Here is a 17,528-nt window from a genome sequence, read left to right on the forward strand (position 1 = left end):
GTGGGGCGTCTGGTTGGCTCCACCCCTTTTGAACGCCGCGCGTGATGCGCGGCGTTTTTTTACCGGGCGGCAGGCGCCGACTGTTGGGCGGTGCGCTTCCACGTGTCCAATCCGCGCGTGATCCTCGCCACGGCTTCCTGCAACCGCGGGATTTCCTGCGTATACGCCAATCGCACGTGCTGGTTGGCGCGGTAGTGGCCAAAATCCAGGCCCGGGGTGAATGCCACATGCTCCGTTTCCAGGAAATGCGCGCAGAACGCCTGCGCGTCATCGGTGAACGCGCTTACATCGCAGTAGAGGTAGAACGCGCCCTCGGGTTCGACCTCGATGCGGAATCCGAGCGCACGCAGGGCCGGCAGCAGGTAATCGCGCCGCGCCTGGAAGGCGCGGCGGCGCCGTTCGAACATGGCGATGGTCTCCGGCTCGAAGCAGGCCAATGCGGCGTGCTGGGCAATGCTCGACGCGCTGATGTACAGGTTCTGCGCCAGCTTCTCCAGCTCGGGCACGGCCTGGGGCGGTGCCACCAGCCAGCCCAGCCGCCAGCCGGTCATGCCGAAGTACTTGGAGAAACTGTTGAGAACGAACGCCTCGTCGTCCACCTGCAGCACGCTGGACGCGTCCATGCCGTAGGTGAGCCCGTGGTAGATCTCATCCACCACCAGGTGGCCGCCGCGTGCCTTCAGTGAATCCGACAGTGCGGCCAGCTGCGCGGCCGACAGCACCGTGCCGGTCGGATTGGCCGGCGAGGCCACCAGGGCGCCGACGCTGGCGGCATTCCAATGGGTGTCCACCAATGAGGGGGTGAGCTGATAAGCGGTCTGCGGTCCTACCGGCACCAGTTGCGCTGCGCCTTCCACCAGCCGCAGGAAATGCCGGTTGCATGGGTAACCCGGGTCGGCCAGCAGCCAATGGCGGGCCGGATCGACCAGCAGGCTGCTGGCCAGCAGCAGCGCGCCGGAGCCGCCCGGGGTGACCAGGATGCGTTCCGGGTCCAGGTCCAGGTTGTAGCGGGTGCCGTAGAAGCCGGCGATGGCCGCGCGCAGGGCCGGCAATCCACGCGCGGCGGTGTAGCGGGTATGCCCGGCGGCCAGCGCGGCCTGGCCGGCCTGCACGATGGGCGCGGCCGTGGTGAAGTCCGGCTCGCCGATTTCCAGGTGGATCACATCATGACCGGCCTGTTCCAGCGCCTGCGCACGGGCCAGCAGGGACATCACGTGGAAGGGTTCGATTTCCTGGCTGCGGCGGCTGTAGCCGGCCGTGGGGATGCGAGTGCTCATACGCCCCATGATAGGCGAGGGCCTGCGCGCTTGCCGCGGGTACCGCTGCGCCGCCAGACTGGCCGCCATTGCATTCACTGGCAAGGAGCCCTATTTCGTGAAATCCCCTGTCCTCTTTCTGGTTGCCACCCTGATGACTGCTTCCGTGCATGCCGCCCCCGCGCTGACCCCACCCGACGCCGAGAAGCATCCGCACCCGGTCACCACCCCGTTCGGCGCAACCCGCAACGACGATTACTACTGGCTGCGGGACGACAAGCGCGAAGCACCCGCCATGCTGGCCTACCTGAATGCGGAAAATGCCTACACCGACCAGGTGATGGCCCCGCTCAAGCCGCTGCAGGAGACCCTGTACAAGGAAATCGTTGGCCGGATCAAGCAGGATGACGCCAGCGTGCCGGCGCGCGAGCGCGGTTACTGGTATTACAGCCGCTACGAAACCGGCAAGGACTACCCGATCCAGGCGCGCCGCAAGGGCAGCATGGAAGCGCCGGAAGAAATCCTGCTCGACCTCAACAGGATGGCCGAAGGCAAGGGCTATTTCGACGTGGGCGATGCCGACGTCAGCCAGGACAACCACCTGCTGGCCTGGGCCGAAGATGACGTGGGCCGCCGCCAGTATGTGATCCGCTTCAAGGACCTGCGCACGGGTGAGGTGCTGCCGGACCGCATCGAGAATGTCTCCGCCAACGTGGTCTGGGCCGACGACAATCGCACGCTGTTCTACGTGGAAAACGACCCGGAAACCCTGCTCACCGTGCGGGTGAAGAAGCACGTGCTGGGTACCCCGACCCACAGCGACGTGCTGGTGTACGAGGAAGCGGACGACAGCTTCTACATGGGCGTGGGCCGCACCCGTGACGACCGCTTCATCACCATCGACCTGCACAGCACGGTCAGTTCGGAAACCCGCTACGCGCCGGCCGCCAATCCGCAGCAGTTCAGCGTGCTGGCCCCACGTGCGCGCGACGTTGAATACGACGCCGACCATTTCGGCGGGCGCTGGGTGATCCGTACCAACGATGCCGGCGCGAAGAACTTCAAGATCGTCACCGCGCCTACCGATGCCACTGCACGCAGCCAGTGGACCGACTGGGTCGCGCACGATGACAACGTACTGGTGGAGGGCTTCGAACTGTTCGACGGCTTCACCGCGATCGCCGAGCGCTCCAACGCGCTGGAGCGGGTGCGCCTGCTGTTCGCCGATGGGCGCCAGGACTACGTCAAGGCCGACGAGCCGGTGTACTCCATGGGCCTGGCCGCCAATCCCGAAGCGGATACGCCGTGGCTGCGCTACGCCTACACCTCGCTCACCACGCCGACCACCACCTACGAACTCAACACCGTCACCGGCGAACGCCGCCAACTCAAGCAGCAGCCGGTGATCGGCTACGACCCGGCGCAATACACCACCGAGCGGGTCTGGGTCACCGCGCGTGACGGTGCGAAGGTGCCGGTGTCGCTGGTCTACCGCAACGGCTTCAAGAAAGACGGTACCGGCGCGTTGTACCAGTACGCCTATGGCAGCTACGGCATGTCGATGGACCCGGGCTTCAACCAGACCGTGGTCAGCCTGTTGGATCGCGGCGTGGTCTATGCGATCGCGCATATCCGCGGCGGCGAGGAAATGGGGCGTACCTGGTATGAGGACGGCAAGCTGCTGAAAAAGCAGAACACCTTCAACGACTTCGTCGATGTCACCCGCGAACTGGTCCGCCAGGGCTATGCCGCCAGGGACCGGGTGGCCGCATCCGGTGGCAGTGCCGGCGGCCTGCTGATGGGCGCGGTAGCCAACCAGGCCCCGCAGGATTACCGGGTAATGGTGGCGCAGGTGCCGTTCGTGGACGTGGTGACCACCATGCTGGATGCCAGCATCCCGCTGACCACCAACGAGTACGACGAATGGGGCAACCCGGAGAACCGCGAGTACTACGATTACATGCTGGGTTATTCCCCCTATGACAACGTGCAGCGCCAAGCCTACCCGGCGCTGTTCGTCGGCACCGGACTGTGGGACTCGCAGGTGCAGTACTGGGAGCCGGCCAAGTGGGTGGCGCGGCTGCGCGACGACAACACCGGCACCGCGCCGATCGTGTTCCGAACCAACATGGAAGCCGGTCATGGCGGCAAGTCCGGCCGCTTCCAGCGTTACCGGGAGCTGGCCGAGTCGTATGCGTTCGTGCTCGACCAGCTGGGCGTCACTACGGCGCGGTGACGCTGCGTGCCCGCGCCGACCATCGCGGTCGGCGCGCGGCCTCGCTATCCTGACGGCATGACCCCGCCCGAACGCCCCGAGCCTCCCGATGCCCCGCCTGCGCGGCCACCGGTGCGCTTCCGCTGGGCATGGTGGTTGCTGGCGTATGTCAGCCTGGGCACCGGCATCGTCGGCATCTTCGTGCCTGGCCTGCCCACCACGGTGTTCATCCTGATTTCGGCCTGGGCCGCCTCGCGCGGCTCCGAGCGCCTGCACACCTGGCTGCTGCAGCACCCCCGGTTCGGCCCGGCCATCGGCAACTGGCAGGCGCATGGCGCGGTCAGCCGCAAGGGCAAGTGGATGGCCACCGTGACCATGGCGGTGTGCGCCGGCATCATGCTGTGGTGCGTGCCCGTCGCCTGGGTGAAGTGGCTGTCGATCGGCTGCATGACGCTGGTCGCGGCGTGGCTGTGGCGCCGGCCGCTGCCGCCCTAGCATCGCCTGGGCCGGCCAACGGCCGGCACTGCCCGCGCCGGCCCCCACCTGGACATTCATTGAATCGGCACACCTGTCCTTTCGCTCACCGCTATACTCGGGCCATGAGCATCCCCCATCGCAATCGCATCCTGATTCCGTTGGCAGCGCTGGCGCTGCTGTTCCTTTCGGCCTGTGGCAACAAGGGCCCGCTGGTCATGCCGCAGAAGCCGGTGCCGGTGGAAGAGCAGGTGGTCGAGCCCGCCGCCGATGCCGATGCCGTCCCCGAAGACACCGATTCCACCGACGATCCGCCGGTCGTGCCTGATCCGGTCGACCCGCAGCTCGACTCCGACGACGGGAATGAGTAAGGCCGCCTCCACCGCGCTGCGCTTCAGCAAGATGCACGGCGCGGGTAACGACTTTGTCGTGCTCGATCTGCGCGACGGTACTCCCGCGCCCACTCCAGCGCTGGCGGCCCAGCTGGCCAACCGCCATACCGGCGTAGGCTGCGACCAGATCCTGACCATCGAGCCGCCGCGCGCGGAAGGCTCGGTTGCGGCCTACCGCATCTGGAATTCGGACGGTTCGCAGTCCGAGCAGTGTGGTAACGGTGCACGCTGCGTCGCCGCCTGGCTGGTGCGTGATGGGGCGGCGCAGGGCGAACGTTTCAACATCGACAGCCCGCTGGCCACTCATGGCATTGAACGTATCGGCGCCGACCAGTACGCGGTGGCCATGGGCGTGCCGCGCTTCGAACCGGACCAGGTGCCGCTGCTGGGCTTTGCGCGCGCGCGCGAGGAATACCTGCTGCCGCTGCAGGGCGATACCGTGCGCTTTGGCGCGGTCTCCATGGGCAACCCGCATGCCGTGATCGAGGTGGGCCTGGTCGATGCCGCGCCGGTTGAACGACTGGGCCCCTTGCTGCAGCAGCACGCGACCTTCCCGCAGTCGGTCAATGTCGGCTTCGTGCAGGTGATCGATCCGCAGCATGCGCGCCTGCGCGTGTTCGAACGCGGCGTCGGCGAAACGCTGGCCTGCGGCAGTGGCGCCTGCGCCGCCGCCGTGGTGATGATGCAGCGCGGCCGCCTGCAGCGCGACGCCACGGTGTCGCTGCCCGGTGGCGACCTGCGCCTGCGCTGGCCGGCCGACGACGCCCAGGTGGTGATGTCCGGCCCGGCTGCATTCGTCTTCGAAGGGGAGTGGAACGCATGAGCGACAGCATCGAGAAGATCGGCGCCCATGAAGTCGCCGCGTGGCTGCGCCGGCACCCGGCGTTCCTGAAGCAGTTCCCGGACCTGGCCTTGACCTTGGTGGTGCCGCGCGACGATGGCCCCACCGCGTCGCTGGCCAGCTACCAGCTGGAAGTGCTGCGCGACAAGAACCGCGAGCTGTCGCGCCGGCTGGCCGACCTGGCCGCCAACGCGCAGGTCAACGAACGCCTGGCCGTGCGCACCCACCAGCTCACGCTGGCGCTGATGAAGCAGGACAGCGCCGCTGATACCCTGCGCGCCATGGCCGCCTCGCTGGAGGAAGACTTCGCCGGTGACCTGGTGCGGCTGGTGGTGTTGCACCCGGTGCAGGGCCTGGAGCACGCGCCGTGGCTGCAGGTGATCGAAGAAGGCAGCCCGCTGCTGGCATCGTTCCGCGATTGCCTGAAGGATGGCGAGCCGATCTGCGGCCGTTTGCAGCCGGAGAAGAACACCGTGCTGTACGGCGGGCGCGTGGATGAAGTGCAGTCCAGCGCATTGCTGCCGCTGCCGGGCGTGGGCCTGATCGCGGTGGGCAGCCATGACGGCAACCGCTTCTACCCGGGCATGGGCACGCTGTTCCTGCGCATGATGGGCGAAGCGCTGGTCGTGGCACTCAAGCGCTTCGACCCGGCCTGAGACCGCACCGGCGCCATCCCGCATGAACGCCGTCCAGGATTTCCTCGGGTACCTGCAGGTGGAGCGCCGCGCGTCGGCGCACACGCTGGATGCCTACCGGCGTGACCTGGCCGCCCTGGATGCCTGGGCGACCCAGCAGGAGGGCAACGCCGAAGGGCTGGATGGTGCGCAGCTGCGCCAGTTCATCGCGGCCGAACACCGCCGCGGGCTGGCACCAAAATCGCTGCAGCGCCGGCTGTCGGCCTGCCGCAGTTTCTACGCGTGGCTGCTCAAGCACCATCGCATCGCGGTCAGTCCCGCCGCCGGCCTGAAGGCACCAAAGGCGCCGCGCAAACTGCCGCAGGTCCTCGATGCCGACGAAGCGGTGCGCCTGGTGGAACTGCCCACCGACGCGCCGCTCGGTCTGCGCGATCGCGCGCTGCTTGAGCTGTTCTATTCCTCCGGCCTGCGCCTGAGCGAACTGTGCGCGCTGATCTGGCGTGACCTGGATTTCGCCACCGGCCTGGTCAACGTGCTCGGCAAGGGCAATCGCCAGCGCCGCGTGCCATTTGGCTCGCATGCGCGCGAGGCGTTGGTGGGCTGGCGTGCGGAAAGTGGCGGCGGCGATGCGCAGCCGGTGTTCCCCGGGCGCAAGGGCGGGCCGATCACCCAGCGCGCGGTACAGATCCGCATCCGCCAGCTGGCCCAGCGCCAGGGTTTGTTCAAGCACGTGCACCCGCACATGCTGCGGCATAGTTTCGCCAGCCATATCCTCGAATCCTCCGGCGATCTGCGCGGCGTGCAGGAGCTGCTGGGCCATGCCGATATCGCCACCACCCAGATCTACACCCACCTGGATTTCCAGCATCTGGCCAAGGTGTACGACGCGGCGCACCCACGGGCAAAGCGGCGCACGGGCGACAACGAAAGCTGAACCGGGCCAGTGCGTCACCCGGGCGCAGGGCAGGGTGGCTTGAAGGATCAGCACGTGGCCCCACCTCTGTTCTTGTCACCCCGGAGGCTCCATGGACCCCAGTCAGAATCCCAACGTGTTTCACGCCACCACCATCATTTCGGTGCGCCGCAACGGCCATGTCGCCGTAGCCGGCGACGGCCAGGTCACCCTCGGCCACACGGTCATGAAGGGCAATGCGCGCAAGGTCCGCCGCTTGGGCCGCGAGGGCCAGGTGCTGGCCGGGTTCGCCGGTGCCGCCGCCGACGCGTTCACCTTGTTCGAGCTGTTCGAAGCCAAGCTCGAGAAGCATGGCCAGCTGCAGCGCGCCGCCGTGGAGCTGGCCAAGGATTGGCGTACCGAACGCCGCCTGGGCAAGCTCGAAGCGCTGCTCGCCGTGGCCGACAAGGACACCTCGCTGATCATCAGCGGCACCGGTGACGTGATCGAACCGGAAGACGGCATCATCGCGATCGGCTCCGGCGGTTCCTACGCCTTGTCCGCCGCGCGCGCACTGCTGGCCCACACCGAACTGGATGCGCGCACCATCGCCACCGAATCGATCAACATCGCCGGCGACATCTGCATCTACACCAACCGCAACGTGGTGGTCGAGGAGCTTTGACCCTGCGGGTCAAAGCTCGTAGAGCCACGCCCTGCGTGGCTGCGTTACCCGTCCAGCCACGCAGGGCGTGGCTTTACGCCCACCGTTACGTGTCTTACCGCATCCGGTCAGCCCCACCATTCCTCCAGAATTTTTTGTGAGCGCACCATGCCGCACAACAACGAATCGTCTTCCGCCACCATGACCCCGCGCGAAATCGTGCAGGAGCTGGACCGCCACATCGTCGGCCAGCACGACGCCAAGCGCGCGGTCGCCATCGCCCTGCGCAACCGCTGGCGGCGCATGCAGCTGCCTGCCGAGCTGCGCGATGAAGTGATGCCCAAGAACATCCTGATGATCGGTCCGACCGGTGTCGGCAAGACCGAAATCGCACGCCGCCTGGCCACCCTGGCCAAGGCCCCGTTCGTCAAGGTTGAAGCCACCCGCTTCACCGAAGTGGGCTACGTCGGCAAGGACGTCGAACAGATCATCCGCGACCTGGCCGATACCGCGGTCAAGCTGTACCGCGAAATGGCCAAGGTGCGCGTGCGCAACCAGGCCGAAGAGCGCGCCGAAGACCGCATCCTTGACGCATTGCTGCCGCGTCGGGCCGGCGGCATCGGCTTCGACCCGGACGCTGCCCGCAACGAACCGTCCGCGCAGGACAACGAAACCCGCATCAAGTTCCGCCGCATGCTGCGCAACGGCGAGCTTGACGATCGCGAGATCGAACTGGAAGTGGCCGCCAATGTCGGCGTGGACATCATGACCCCGCCGGGCATGGAGGAAATGGGCCAGCAGCTGCGCCAGATGTTCTCCAGCCTGGGCGGCGGCAAGGCGCAGAAGCGCACCGTGACGATCAAGGCCGCGCGCCCGCTGCTGGTGGAAGAAGAAGCCGGCAAGCTGGTCAACGAAGACGACATCCGCAGCGCCGCGATCGAAGCCTGCGAACAGCACGGCATCGTGTTCATCGACGAGATCGACAAGGTCGCCAAGCGCGGCGACAACGTCGGCGGCGGCGATGTCTCCCGCGAAGGCGTGCAGCGCGATCTGTTGCCGCTGGTGGAAGGCTCCAACGTCTCCACCAAGTACGGTACGGTCAAGACCGACCACATCCTGTTCATCGCCTCCGGTGCGTTCCACCTGGCCAAGCCGAGCGACCTGATTCCCGAACTGCAGGGCCGCTTCCCGATCCGCGTGGAACTGGGCGCCCTGAGCAAGCAGGACTTCGTGCGCATCCTGACCGAGCCCAAGGCTGCGCTGACCAAGCAGTACGAAGCGCTGCTGGCCACGGAAGGCGTGACCGTGAACTTCACTGATGAAGCCGTGGATCGCCTGGCCGAAATCGCGTTCCAGGTGAACGAGCGCCAGGAGAACATCGGTGCGCGCCGCCTGCACACCGTGCTGGAGCGGCTGCTGGATTCGCTGAGCTACGAAGCACCGGACCGCGATGGCGAAACCCTGGCCATCGATGCCGCCTACGTCGACAAGCACCTGGGCGAGCTGGTCAAGGATCCGGACCTGAGCCGGTACATCCTGTAACGGATGGAATGTTGGATCAAAAGCGGCGGCACCTCGGTGCCGCTGTTTCTGTTTACGTCGATCGGGGGGCAACGGCCTTCTGCGAGCGAGGTCATGCGTAACCGAACGTTGCAGCGTTCACGGCAGTCGTTTGGGAACCGACCCTACCCGCCCCGTGTCGCTCGCGTAGAGCCCCGCCCTGCGTGGCTGCTCTTCCCAGCCGCCCGCGCAATGCATGGAGGGGAGGCCGGCGGGCAGCCCCCGTAGGGACTGTCAAAAACATGGATGTTTTTGCCAAGCCTCCAGGGATGGATTCACGGCGTGTCCCGTAGGGGGCTGCCCGTCGGCCTCCCCAGCACGGATCAACTGAGACGCTGCTTTCAAGCTTTCAAGCCGCGCCGCCGAATCAAACCTCGTCGTCAGTCGGCAACGCAGTAGGCGGCGCACCCGGGGTAAACACACCCGGCATCACGAAGGCACCGAAGATCGCGTCCAGCGTCTGCTGGCCATCGCGTTCAAGCTCGAACAACTGCGGTTCCAGCATCGCGCTGTACAGCACGCCGGTCAGGCTGGTGCTGACGATGCGTGCCACCGTGTCCACGTCCACCCCCGGCCGCAGTTGGCCCAGCGAGGCCGCACGCTGGAAGGCGGCCGCGAAAATCGCCAACTCCTCACGTGATGCCTCCAGCTGCAGCTGCTGCATGGCCTGGCTTTCCACCGAGAGATCGTTGCGCAGCATGATCTCCATCATGTTGCGCAGCCGTTCGTCGGTGGCCAGTTCGTGGAACGAGACCAGCAGCGCCGAGCGCAGGTCCAGCACGGGCGTGTTGCGCCGTGACGAGGTCGTGCGCCGCAGCCGCTCGATGAACGGCACCCGCTCGCGGTCGATCATGGCCGTGAGCACTTCGGTCTTGTTCTTGAAATGCCAGTACACCGCGCCCCGGGTGTAACCGGCGCGCTCGCCGATCATCGCCAGGCTGGTGTTGGCGACCCCGAATTCGTGGAAGCAGCTCTGGGCCGCATCGAGGATGCCTTCCCGGGTGGCTTGGGCTGCCTCTTTGGTTTTTCTGGCCATGGCGCGGTGTGCATGTGCTGGATGAAACCGGCCTGAATTGTACCCGTTTACAAACAAACATACATGTATGTATATTTGCGCCCCACTGCTCCCCGGTGAGGCACGGCCGTACCTGCGTGCCGTCCCCCGGTGGATCCGCCTGTGTGTGTGGTTCGACCTGTCGTCGTCCGGCCCTCCGGTTCGTCGAAGCCGGGTTGGCCTCTTCTTTCCGTCCTTTGCGAGCCCCCCATGACCCGTTCTCCCTACCGCCTTCTCGCGCTGTCCCTCGTGGTCGCCCTGACCGTGTCTGCCTGCGGCGGGGGCGGTGAGGGGGCTCCGCAGGGCGGCCCGGGGCAGGTCACCGTGGCCACCCTGAAGGCCGAACAGGTCGGCCTCACCCGCGAGCTGCCGGGCCGCACCAATGCTTTCCTGGTGGCCGAAGTGCGCCCGCAGGTCAGCGGTATCGTCGCCCGGCGGCTGTTCACCGAGGGGGGGCTGGTCACTGCCGGCCAGCCGCTGTATCAGGTGGATGACGCCAGCTACCGCGCAGAAGCCAACAGCGCCCGCGCCCAGTTGGCCCGCGCCGAAGCCACCGCCAATGCCGCCCGTCTGAGCGCCAGGCGCATCACCGAGCTTGCCAAGGTCGATGCGGTCAGCCAGCAGGACCTGGAAAACGCCGTGGCCGCCCAGAAACAGGCCGAAGCCGATGTCGGCGCCGCCAAGGCCGCGCTGGACGCGGCCAACGTCACCCTGGGCTTTGCCCGGATCACCGCGCCGATCAGCGGGCGCATCGGCAAGTCCAGCGTCACCCAAGGCGCGCTGGTCAGCGCCGGCCAGGCGGACGCGCTGGCCACGGTGCAGCAGCTCGACCCGATCTACGTCGACCTGACCCAGTCGGCCAGCGAACTGCTGCAGCTGCGCCGCGAGCTGGCCAGTGGCCGCCTGCAGGACAACCAGAGCCTGCCGGTGACGGTGCTGCTCGATGACGGCACCGAGTTCGACCACAAGGGCACCCTGGAATTCTCTGAAGTCAGCGTCGACCCCACCACCGGCAGCTACGCGCTGCGGGTCAAGGTCGCCAACCCCGACCAGGTGCTCATGCCCGGCATGTACGTGCGTGCCGTTGTAGGCAGCGGCGTACGCGACAACGCGCTGCTGGTGCCCATGCAGGGCGTCGCTCGCGACGCCAAGGGCGACACCAGCGCCATGGTGGTCGGCAAGGACAACAAGGTCGAAGTACGACCGGTCAAGGTCAGCCGCGCGCTGGGCAGCAAGTGGCTGGTCGAAGACGGCCTGAAGCCCGGCGACAGGGTCATCGTTGAAGGCCTGCAGAAGATCCAGCCGGGCATGCCCGTGCAGGCCACCGAGATGGGCGCCGCGCCGGCCAAGCCGGCCACGCCGGCGGCCGCGGCCGCGGCCGACAAGCAGTAAGCGGAGAATTCCATGGCTCGTTACTTCATTGATCGCCCCATCTTCGCGTGGGTGATTGCGATCATCATCATGCTCGCCGGTGCGCTGGCGGTGCTCAAGCTGCCGGTGTCGATGTACCCGGAAGTGGCACCGCCCGCCGTCGAGATCAGCGCGTCCTACCCGGGCGCATCGGCCAAGGTGGTCGAGGACTCGGTGACCCAGATCATCGAGCAGAACATGAAGGGCATCGATGGCCTGATCTACTTCTCCTCCAACAGCTCGGCCAACGGCCAGGCCACCATCACCCTCACCTTCGAAAGCGGCACCGATCCGGACATCGCCCAGGTCCAGGTGCAGAACAAGCTGCAGCTGGCCATGCCGCTGCTGCCGCAGGAAGTGCAGCGCCAGGGCATCAACGTGGCCAAGTCCAGCAGCGGCTTCCTGCAGGTGATCGGCTTCGTCTCCAACGATGGCAGCATGGATGCCAATGACATTTCCGACTACGTCGGCTCCAATGTCGTCGATCCGCTCAGCCGCGTGCCCGGCGTGGGCAACATCCAGGTGTTCGGTGGCAAGTACGCCATGCGCATCTGGCTGGACCCCAACAAGCTGCACACCTACAAACTCTCGGTGGATGACGTCACCGCGGCGATCACCGCACAGAACGCCCAGGTGGCCATCGGCCAGCTCGGCGGCGCGCCGTCGGTCAAGGGCCAGCAGCTCAACGCCACCATCAACGCGCAGGACCGTCTGCAGACCCCGGAACAGTTCCGCAACATCCTGGTCCGCGGCGGCACCGATGGCAGCGAGCTGCGCCTGGGCGATGTCGCCCGGGTCGAGCTCGGCGCCGAAAGCTATGACTTCGTGACCCGCTACAACGGCAAGCCCTCCAGCGGTATCGCCATCACCCTGGCCACCGGCGCCAACGCGCTGGATACCGCCAATGGCGTGCGCGCCGCGCTGGATGACCTGAAGGAAAACTTCCCGGCCGGCCTCGAATCGGTGGTGCCGTATGACACCACCCCGTTCGTGCAGGTCTCGATCAAGGGCGTCATCAAGACGCTGATCGAAGCCATCGTGCTGGTGTTCGTGGTGATGTACCTGTTCCTGCAGAACTTCCGCGCCACCCTGATCCCCACCATCGCCGTACCGGTGGTGCTGCTGGGCACGTTCGGCATCCTGGCCGCGCTGGGCTTCTCGATCAACATGCTGACCATGTTCGCCATGGTGCTGGCGATCGGCCTGCTGGTGGACGATGCCATCGTGGTCGTGGAGAACGTCGAACGCATCATGTCCGAAGAAGGGTTGTCGCCGTTGGAGGCCACCCGCAAGTCGATGAGCCAGATCACCGGCGCACTGGTCGGCATCGGCCTGGTGCTGTCGGCGGTGTTCGTCCCGATGGCCTTCATGAGCGGCTCAACCGGCGTCATCTACCGGCAGTTCTCGGCCACGATCGTGTCCGCGATGGCGCTGTCGGTGCTGGTCGCCATCGTGCTCACCCCGGCGCTGTGCGCCACCATGCTCAAGCCGCTGAAGAAGGGCGAGCACCACGTGGCACACAAGGGCCTGGCCGGTCGCTTCTTCGGCGGCTTCAACCGCGGCTTCGACCGTTCCAGCGAAACCTACCAGCGCGGGGTCAAAGGCATCCTGGCGCGGCCGTGGCGCTTCATGGCCATCTTCGTGGCGCTGGCCGTGGCAATGGGCGTGCTGTTCGCGCGCCTGCCCAGCTCGTTCCTGCCCAATGAAGACCAGGGCATCCTGATGGCGCTGGTGCAGACCCCGGTCGGCGCCACCCAGGAACGTACCCTGGAGGCGATGTACAAGCTGGAAGACCACTTCCTGAAAAACGAAACCGACGCCGTCGAATCGGTGTTCTCGGTGCAGGGTTTCAGCTTCGCCGGCATGGGCCAGAACGCGGGCATGGCCTTCATCAAGCTCAAGGACTGGAAGGAGCGCGATGCCGACCAGGGCGTCGGCCCGATCACCGGGCGTGCGATGGCCGCACTGGGCCAGATCAAGGACGCCTTCATCTTCGCCTTCCCGCCGCCGGCCATGCCGGAGCTGGGCATCGGTTCGGGCTACACCTTCTTCCTGAAGGACAACAGCGGCCAGGGCCACGAGGCCCTGCTCAACGCGCGCAACCAGCTGCTGGGCGGCGCCGGGCAGAGCAAGCTGCTGGCCAACGTGCGCCCGAACGGCCAGGAAGACACCCCGCAGCTGCGCATCGACGTGGACGTGGAAAAAGCCAATGCGCTCGGTCTGTCCACCAGCTCGATCAACAGCACCCTGGCCGCCGCGTGGGGCAGCAGCTACATCGATGACTTCATCGACCGGGGCCGGGTCAAGCGCGTGTACGTGCAGTCCGATGCGCCGTTCCGCATGAACCCGGACGACTTCAACCTGTGGTCGGTGAAGAACAGCGCCGGTGAGATGGTGCCGTTCAGTGCCTTCGCCTCCAAGCGCTGGGATTACGGTTCGCCGCGCCTGGAGCGCTACAACGGCGTGTCGGCGATGGAAATCCAGGGTGAGCCCGCACCGGGCGTGGCCTCGGGCGACGCCATGGCCGAGATCGAACGCATCGCCAAGGACCTGCCGCCGGGCTTCGAGATCGAATGGACCGCGCTGTCCTACCAGGAACGCCAGGCCGGTTCGCAGACGCCGCTGCTGTACACGCTGTCGCTGCTGATCGTGTTCCTGTGCCTGGCTGCACTGTATGAAAGCTGGAGCGTGCCGACCTCGGTGCTGCTGGTGGCGCCGCTGGGCATCCTTGGCGCGGTGCTGGCCAACACCATGCGCGGCATGGAGCGCGACATCTACTTCCAGGTGGCGATGCTGACCACGGTGGGCCTGACCAGCAAGAACGCGATCCTGATCGTGGAGTTCGCCAAGGAAAACCTGGAGAAGGGCGTGGGCGTGCTGGAAGCCACCATGCACGCGGTACGCGACCGCCTGCGGCCGATCATCATGACCTCGCTGGCCTTCGGCCTGGGCGTGCTGCCGCTGGCCATCGCCTCCGGGGCCGGCTCGGGTGCGCAGCGCGCGATCGGCACCGGCGTGCTCGGCGGCATGATCGTCGGCACCGTGCTGGGCCTGTTCTTCATTCCGCTGTTCTTCGTCGTGGTGCAGAAGCTGTTCAACCGCGGCAACAGAAACAGTGGGTCCCGACCGTCGGTCGGGACGAACTCCAATCAAGGTGACACCCATGAATAAGGCGCTCCTTGCCCTGGCCATGACCGCCGCCCTCTCCGGCTGCGCCATGCTCGAGCCGCGCAGTACCGAGGTCGCCCCGGCGATCCCGGCGCAGTGGCCGGCCACCACTTCCACCGCTGCGGCGGTGGAAGTGGCCGACATCGGCTGGCGCGATTACTTCGTCGACGAACGCCTGCAGTCGCTCATCGCCCAGTCGCTGGAGAACAATCGCGACCTGCGCGTGGCCGTGCTCAACGTGGACAAGGCGCGCGCGCAGTACCGCATCCAGCGTGCTGATCGGGTGCCCGCGCTCGGCGTGCAGGGGCAGATGACCCGCAGCGGCGGCGATGTGCCGGTCACCGAGCAGTTCAGCGCCAACCTGGGCGTGGTCGAGTTCGAACTGGACCTGTTCGGCCGCGTGCGCAACCTGAGCCAAGCGGCGCTGCAGCAGTACTTCGCCGAGGCGGCCAATCGCCGCAACGCGCAGTTGTCGCTGGTGGCCGAAGTGGCCAATGCGTGGCTGACCCTGGGCGCCGACAGCGAACAGCTGAAGATCGCCGAGGCGACCCTGGCCACCCATGAGGATTCGCTGCGCCTGAGCGAGGCACGGCACCAGCTCGGTGGCGCCTCGGCGCTGGAGCTGAGCCAGACCCGCACGCTGGTGGAAACCGCGCGCACCGATGTGGCCCGCTACCAGGGCCAGGTCGCGCAGGACCGCAACGCGCTCGCGCTGCTGGCCGGTGGCCCGATCGACGAGGCGTTGCTGCCCGACAGCGAAGCCACCGACGTGGCCGCAGTGCGCGCGGTGCCGGCGGGCGTGCCCGGTGAGGTGCTGCTGCGCCGCCCGGACGTGATGGCGGCCGAGCACACGCTGCTGGCAGCCAATGCCAACATCGGCGCGGCGCGCGCGGCGTTCTTCCCGTCGATCAGCCTGACCGGCAGCGTCGGGTCCACCTCGTCGGAATTGTCGGGACTGTTCGATTCCGGCACCCGCGCGTGGAGCTTCATGCCCACGCTGAACCTGCCGATCTTCCAGGGCGGCAAGCTGCGCGCCGGACTGGGCGTGGCCAACGCCAACCGCGATATCGCATTGGCTCAGTACGAGAAGGCGATCCAGTCCGGGTTCCGCGAGGCCGCCGATGCGCTGGCGCTCAACGACAGCCTGGATGCGCAGCTGGCTTCACAGCAGGCGCTGGTGGCGGCGGCCGAGCAGGCACGGACACTGTCGCAGGCGCGCTATGACGCTGGGCTGGACAGCTTCCTGACCCTGCTCGACGCGCGGCGGACGGCGTACACCGCGCGGCAGTCGCTGGTGACCACGCAGTTGAACCGGTTGTCCAACCAGGTGGCGTTGTACAAGGTGTTGGGTGGCGGGTGGTATGAACGCGGGGACGTTGCCGCGCGGTAAGGGAATCCGAGGAAGCCACGCAGGGCGTGGCTCTACGCGGATGGTGCATCGTAGAGCCACGCCCTGCGTGGCTTCGCGGTCCTCACCCGTTCGGCTTTTCTGCCCGTACTTTGTCCAGCGCCTGCGTGGCATCGCGTGCCATCTGCTCGTAGGTGCGGCGAATCTCTTCCAGCCGCTCCTCATCCAGTTCTTCAAGGTCCAGCAGTTCGTTGTTGGCCTCGGCAGTCACCCGGATCAGCTCGTCGAGCTTGATCTGGATCGCGGCGGTGTCGGCGTTCTGGCTGTGCTGGATCAAAAACACCATCAGGAACGTGATGATGGTGGTGCCGGTGTTGATCACCAGCTGCCAGGTGTCGTTGAACTTGAATACCGGCCCGCTCAGGGCCCAGATCAGCACGATGCTGACCGCACCGAGGAAGGTCCACGGCGTACCCGCCGCGTAGGCCGCCTTCTTGGCGACGAGGTTGAAGACGCTGCGAAGTTTCATGGGTGCCAGGGCGGTGGATCGGGACCCATCAATGGCAGGCGCGCCGTGTAGGCGCGGTGCAGCCGCGGCTCAGGCGGTGGCGGTCAGGCGCGGGCGGGCATTCTGGTCGTGCTGGCTCATCAGATACACGTGTTCCCATACCTGTTCAACGAACCTGCGTGCCTCGTCCGGACTCAGCTTCGCCATGATCTGGCCCGCATAGTGGCTCTGGAAAGCCTGCTCACGGTCTTCATCGCTCGCCTTGGGATGGGTAATCAGCGAATCGCAGGCGAACTTGATCCAGGGCATGTAGTGCCCGAACGAGGCGGACGGAAGATCGCCGTCCGAGTGCTTCTGTCGCCAGTAACCGACTTCAGCGTCCACATTGATCACGGCGGGGATGGAAAGCGGGACAGAGGACATGGTTGCTTCGATTCGAATGAAGGAAAGGCATCCTGATAGTGCGTAACCGCCGGTGCATGCAGCGTCATGGCGATGTGCAGCGGGTGTGCGCGGGGCCCCATTCAACTGAAGCATTCATGACTGCGCTGCGCCGTCCGCATGAGGGACGGCGCATCCGGCATGTTCCACTGCGCCGATGCGCAGCAACCGGCGCTTACTCGCCGATGTCTTCGTTCCAGACCTCGGGATGTGCGGAGATGAATCCGCCCAGCAGGTCGATGCATTCCTGGCTCTGCATGTCGATCACCTGCACGCCGTTCTCGCGCAGCCAGTCGATGCCGCCCTGGAAGGTGACCGATTCACCCACCACCACCGTGCCGATGTTGAACTGGCGCACCAGGCCACTGCAGTACCAGCAGGGGGCCAGGGTGGTGACCATGATGGTGTCCCGATAGCGGCGCTGGCGGCCGGCCTTGCGGAATGCATCGGTCTCCCCGTGCACGGACGGGTCGCCTTCCTGGACCCGGCGGTTGTGGCCGCAGCCGAGCAGGCGGCCGTCGTTGTGGTAAAGCGCCGCGCCGATGGGGATTCCGCCCTCTGCCAGGCCCTGGCGGGCTTCGGCAATGGCGGTCTGGAGCAGGGCGGCGTAGTCGGGAGTGCTGATCATGGGCGGTCCGTTCAACTGAAGGGGCCATCATAAGGTGCCGCC

Annotated in this window: 16 protein-coding genes; 11 read left to right on the forward strand and 5 right to left on the reverse strand. The window is 66.6% G+C overall.

The features are described 5' to 3' along the window. Positions 1–59 precede the first annotated feature (59 nt). Positions 60–1,277 (reverse strand): pyridoxal phosphate-dependent aminotransferase, encoded by a 1,218-nt coding sequence (locus ACTJI4_RS02380; RefSeq protein WP_440868405.1) that lies wholly within the window; start codon positions 1,275–1,277, stop codon positions 60–62. A 133-nt stretch (positions 1,278–1,410) separates the two neighbouring features. On the opposite strand from ACTJI4_RS02380, the gene ACTJI4_RS02385 reads away from it, so the two are divergent. From ACTJI4_RS02385 to hslU, 8 genes are all read left to right on the forward strand, one after another. Next, positions 1,411–3,492 carry a S9 family peptidase gene (locus ACTJI4_RS02385; protein WP_440868406.1) on the forward strand — a complete coding sequence of 694 codons (2,082 nt, stop codon included), beginning with the start codon at positions 1,411–1,413 and terminating at the stop codon, positions 3,490–3,492. 57 nt (positions 3,493–3,549) lie between these two features. Then, positions 3,550–3,966: a YbaN family protein gene (locus ACTJI4_RS02390; RefSeq protein WP_392918428.1), complete on the forward strand. Its 417-nt coding sequence runs from the start codon at positions 3,550–3,552 to the stop codon at positions 3,964–3,966. 104 nt (positions 3,967–4,070) lie between these two features. Then, complete coding sequence (gene lptM / locus ACTJI4_RS02395) at positions 4,071–4,316, forward strand: LPS translocon maturation chaperone LptM (protein WP_392918425.1); 246 nt, start codon at positions 4,071–4,073, stop codon at positions 4,314–4,316. Further along, a complete protein-coding gene (dapF, locus tag ACTJI4_RS02400) occupies positions 4,309–5,160 on the forward strand; it encodes a diaminopimelate epimerase (protein WP_392918422.1) in 852 nt (283 codons plus the stop codon). The genes lptM and dapF overlap by 8 nt, the downstream gene beginning before the upstream one ends. Continuing rightward, positions 5,157–5,834 (forward strand): DUF484 family protein, encoded by a 678-nt coding sequence (locus ACTJI4_RS02405; RefSeq protein ID WP_392918419.1) that lies wholly within the window; start codon positions 5,157–5,159, stop codon positions 5,832–5,834. Before dapF ends, ACTJI4_RS02405 begins: the two co-directional genes overlap by 4 nt. Positions 5,835–5,856: 22 nt before the next feature. Beyond that, on the forward strand, positions 5,857–6,747 hold the full coding sequence (gene xerC / locus ACTJI4_RS02410; protein WP_440868407.1) for a tyrosine recombinase XerC: 891 nt from the start codon (positions 5,857–5,859) through the stop codon (positions 6,745–6,747). Positions 6,748–6,838: 91 nt separating this feature from the next. Beyond that, positions 6,839–7,390 (forward strand): ATP-dependent protease subunit HslV, encoded by a 552-nt coding sequence (hslV, locus tag ACTJI4_RS02415; protein WP_017356659.1) that lies wholly within the window; start codon positions 6,839–6,841, stop codon positions 7,388–7,390. Between the two features lie 147 nt (positions 7,391–7,537). Continuing rightward, positions 7,538–8,911 carry an ATP-dependent protease ATPase subunit HslU gene (hslU, locus tag ACTJI4_RS02420; RefSeq protein ID WP_392918892.1) on the forward strand — a complete coding sequence of 458 codons (1,374 nt, stop codon included), beginning with the start codon at positions 7,538–7,540 and terminating at the stop codon, positions 8,909–8,911. Between the two features lie 385 nt (positions 8,912–9,296). Here hslU and ACTJI4_RS02425 read toward each other — a convergent pair whose 3' ends face one another. Continuing rightward, positions 9,297–9,965, reverse strand: coding sequence for a TetR family transcriptional regulator (locus tag ACTJI4_RS02425; RefSeq protein ID WP_392918412.1), 669 nt, complete (start codon positions 9,963–9,965; stop codon positions 9,297–9,299). 228 nt (positions 9,966–10,193) lie between these two features. On the opposite strand from ACTJI4_RS02425, the gene smeD reads away from it, so the two are divergent. The 3 genes from smeD to ACTJI4_RS02440 are packed head-to-tail and all read left to right on the forward strand — an operon-like array spanning position 10,194 to position 15,951. After that, on the forward strand, positions 10,194–11,375 hold the full coding sequence (smeD, locus tag ACTJI4_RS02430; protein ID WP_440868408.1) for a multidrug efflux RND transporter periplasmic adaptor subunit SmeD: 1,182 nt from the start codon (positions 10,194–10,196) through the stop codon (positions 11,373–11,375). 12 nt (positions 11,376–11,387) lie between these two features. Next, the gene (smeE, locus tag ACTJI4_RS02435; RefSeq protein WP_440868409.1) at positions 11,388–14,564 is read left to right on the forward strand and encodes a multidrug efflux RND transporter permease subunit SmeE; all 3,177 of its coding nucleotides are present in this window, start codon (positions 11,388–11,390) and stop codon (positions 14,562–14,564) included. Further along, positions 14,557–15,951 carry an efflux transporter outer membrane subunit gene (locus tag ACTJI4_RS02440; protein ID WP_440868410.1) on the forward strand — a complete coding sequence of 465 codons (1,395 nt, stop codon included), beginning with the start codon at positions 14,557–14,559 and terminating at the stop codon, positions 15,949–15,951. The genes smeE and ACTJI4_RS02440 overlap by 8 nt, the downstream gene beginning before the upstream one ends. Positions 15,952–16,033: 82 nt before the next feature. Here the strand turns inward: ACTJI4_RS02440 and ACTJI4_RS02445 are convergent, their stop codons facing one another. The 3 genes from ACTJI4_RS02445 to ACTJI4_RS02455 all read right to left on the reverse strand — a co-directional run bounded on the left by ACTJI4_RS02445 (position 16,034) and on the right by ACTJI4_RS02455 (position 17,486). Further along, a complete protein-coding gene (locus ACTJI4_RS02445) occupies positions 16,034–16,438 on the reverse strand; it encodes a low affinity iron permease family protein (protein WP_440868411.1) in 405 nt (134 codons plus the stop codon). A gap of 69 nt (positions 16,439–16,507) precedes the next feature. Next, the gene (locus tag ACTJI4_RS02450; RefSeq protein ID WP_392918400.1) at positions 16,508–16,840 is read right to left on the reverse strand and encodes a hypothetical protein; all 333 of its coding nucleotides are present in this window, start codon (positions 16,838–16,840) and stop codon (positions 16,508–16,510) included. A gap of 193 nt (positions 16,841–17,033) precedes the next feature. Further along, positions 17,034–17,486, reverse strand: a complete 453-nt coding sequence (locus ACTJI4_RS02455; protein WP_392918398.1) for a nucleoside deaminase — start codon at positions 17,484–17,486, stop codon at positions 17,034–17,036. Positions 17,487–17,528 lie beyond the last annotated feature (42 nt).

This window comes from Stenotrophomonas sp. 22385 (assembly GCF_052045085.1).
GTDB lineage: Bacteria > Pseudomonadota > Gammaproteobacteria > Xanthomonadales > Xanthomonadaceae > Stenotrophomonas.

What these genes read in the sequence shown, in the direction of transcription:
- ACTJI4_RS02380 (WP_440868405.1), bottom strand. Translation starts at nt 1,277, where the DNA reads ATGAGCACTCGCATCCCCACGGCCGGCTACAGCCGCCGCAGCCAGGAA.
- ACTJI4_RS02385 (WP_440868406.1), top strand. Translation starts at nt 1,411, where the DNA reads ATGACTGCTTCCGTGCATGCCGCCCCCGCGCTGACCCCACCCGACGCC.
- ACTJI4_RS02390 (WP_392918428.1), top strand. Translation starts at nt 3,550, where the DNA reads ATGACCCCGCCCGAACGCCCCGAGCCTCCCGATGCCCCGCCTGCGCGG.
- lptM (WP_392918425.1), top strand. Translation starts at nt 4,071, where the DNA reads ATGAGCATCCCCCATCGCAATCGCATCCTGATTCCGTTGGCAGCGCTG.
- dapF (WP_392918422.1), top strand. Translation starts at nt 4,309, where the DNA reads ATGAGTAAGGCCGCCTCCACCGCGCTGCGCTTCAGCAAGATGCACGGC.
- ACTJI4_RS02405 (WP_392918419.1), top strand. Translation starts at nt 5,157, where the DNA reads ATGAGCGACAGCATCGAGAAGATCGGCGCCCATGAAGTCGCCGCGTGG.
- xerC (WP_440868407.1), top strand. Translation starts at nt 5,857, where the DNA reads ATGAACGCCGTCCAGGATTTCCTCGGGTACCTGCAGGTGGAGCGCCGC.
- hslV (WP_017356659.1), top strand. Translation starts at nt 6,839, where the DNA reads ATGGACCCCAGTCAGAATCCCAACGTGTTTCACGCCACCACCATCATT.
- hslU (WP_392918892.1), top strand. Translation starts at nt 7,538, where the DNA reads ATGCCGCACAACAACGAATCGTCTTCCGCCACCATGACCCCGCGCGAA.
- ACTJI4_RS02425 (WP_392918412.1), bottom strand. Translation starts at nt 9,965, where the DNA reads ATGGCCAGAAAAACCAAAGAGGCAGCCCAAGCCACCCGGGAAGGCATC.
- smeD (WP_440868408.1), top strand. Translation starts at nt 10,194, where the DNA reads ATGACCCGTTCTCCCTACCGCCTTCTCGCGCTGTCCCTCGTGGTCGCC.
- smeE (WP_440868409.1), top strand. Translation starts at nt 11,388, where the DNA reads ATGGCTCGTTACTTCATTGATCGCCCCATCTTCGCGTGGGTGATTGCG.
- ACTJI4_RS02440 (WP_440868410.1), top strand. Translation starts at nt 14,557, where the DNA reads ATGAATAAGGCGCTCCTTGCCCTGGCCATGACCGCCGCCCTCTCCGGC.
- ACTJI4_RS02445 (WP_440868411.1), bottom strand. Translation starts at nt 16,438, where the DNA reads ATGAAACTTCGCAGCGTCTTCAACCTCGTCGCCAAGAAGGCGGCCTAC.
- ACTJI4_RS02450 (WP_392918400.1), bottom strand. Translation starts at nt 16,840, where the DNA reads ATGTCCTCTGTCCCGCTTTCCATCCCCGCCGTGATCAATGTGGACGCT.
- ACTJI4_RS02455 (WP_392918398.1), bottom strand. Translation starts at nt 17,486, where the DNA reads ATGATCAGCACTCCCGACTACGCCGCCCTGCTCCAGACCGCCATTGCC.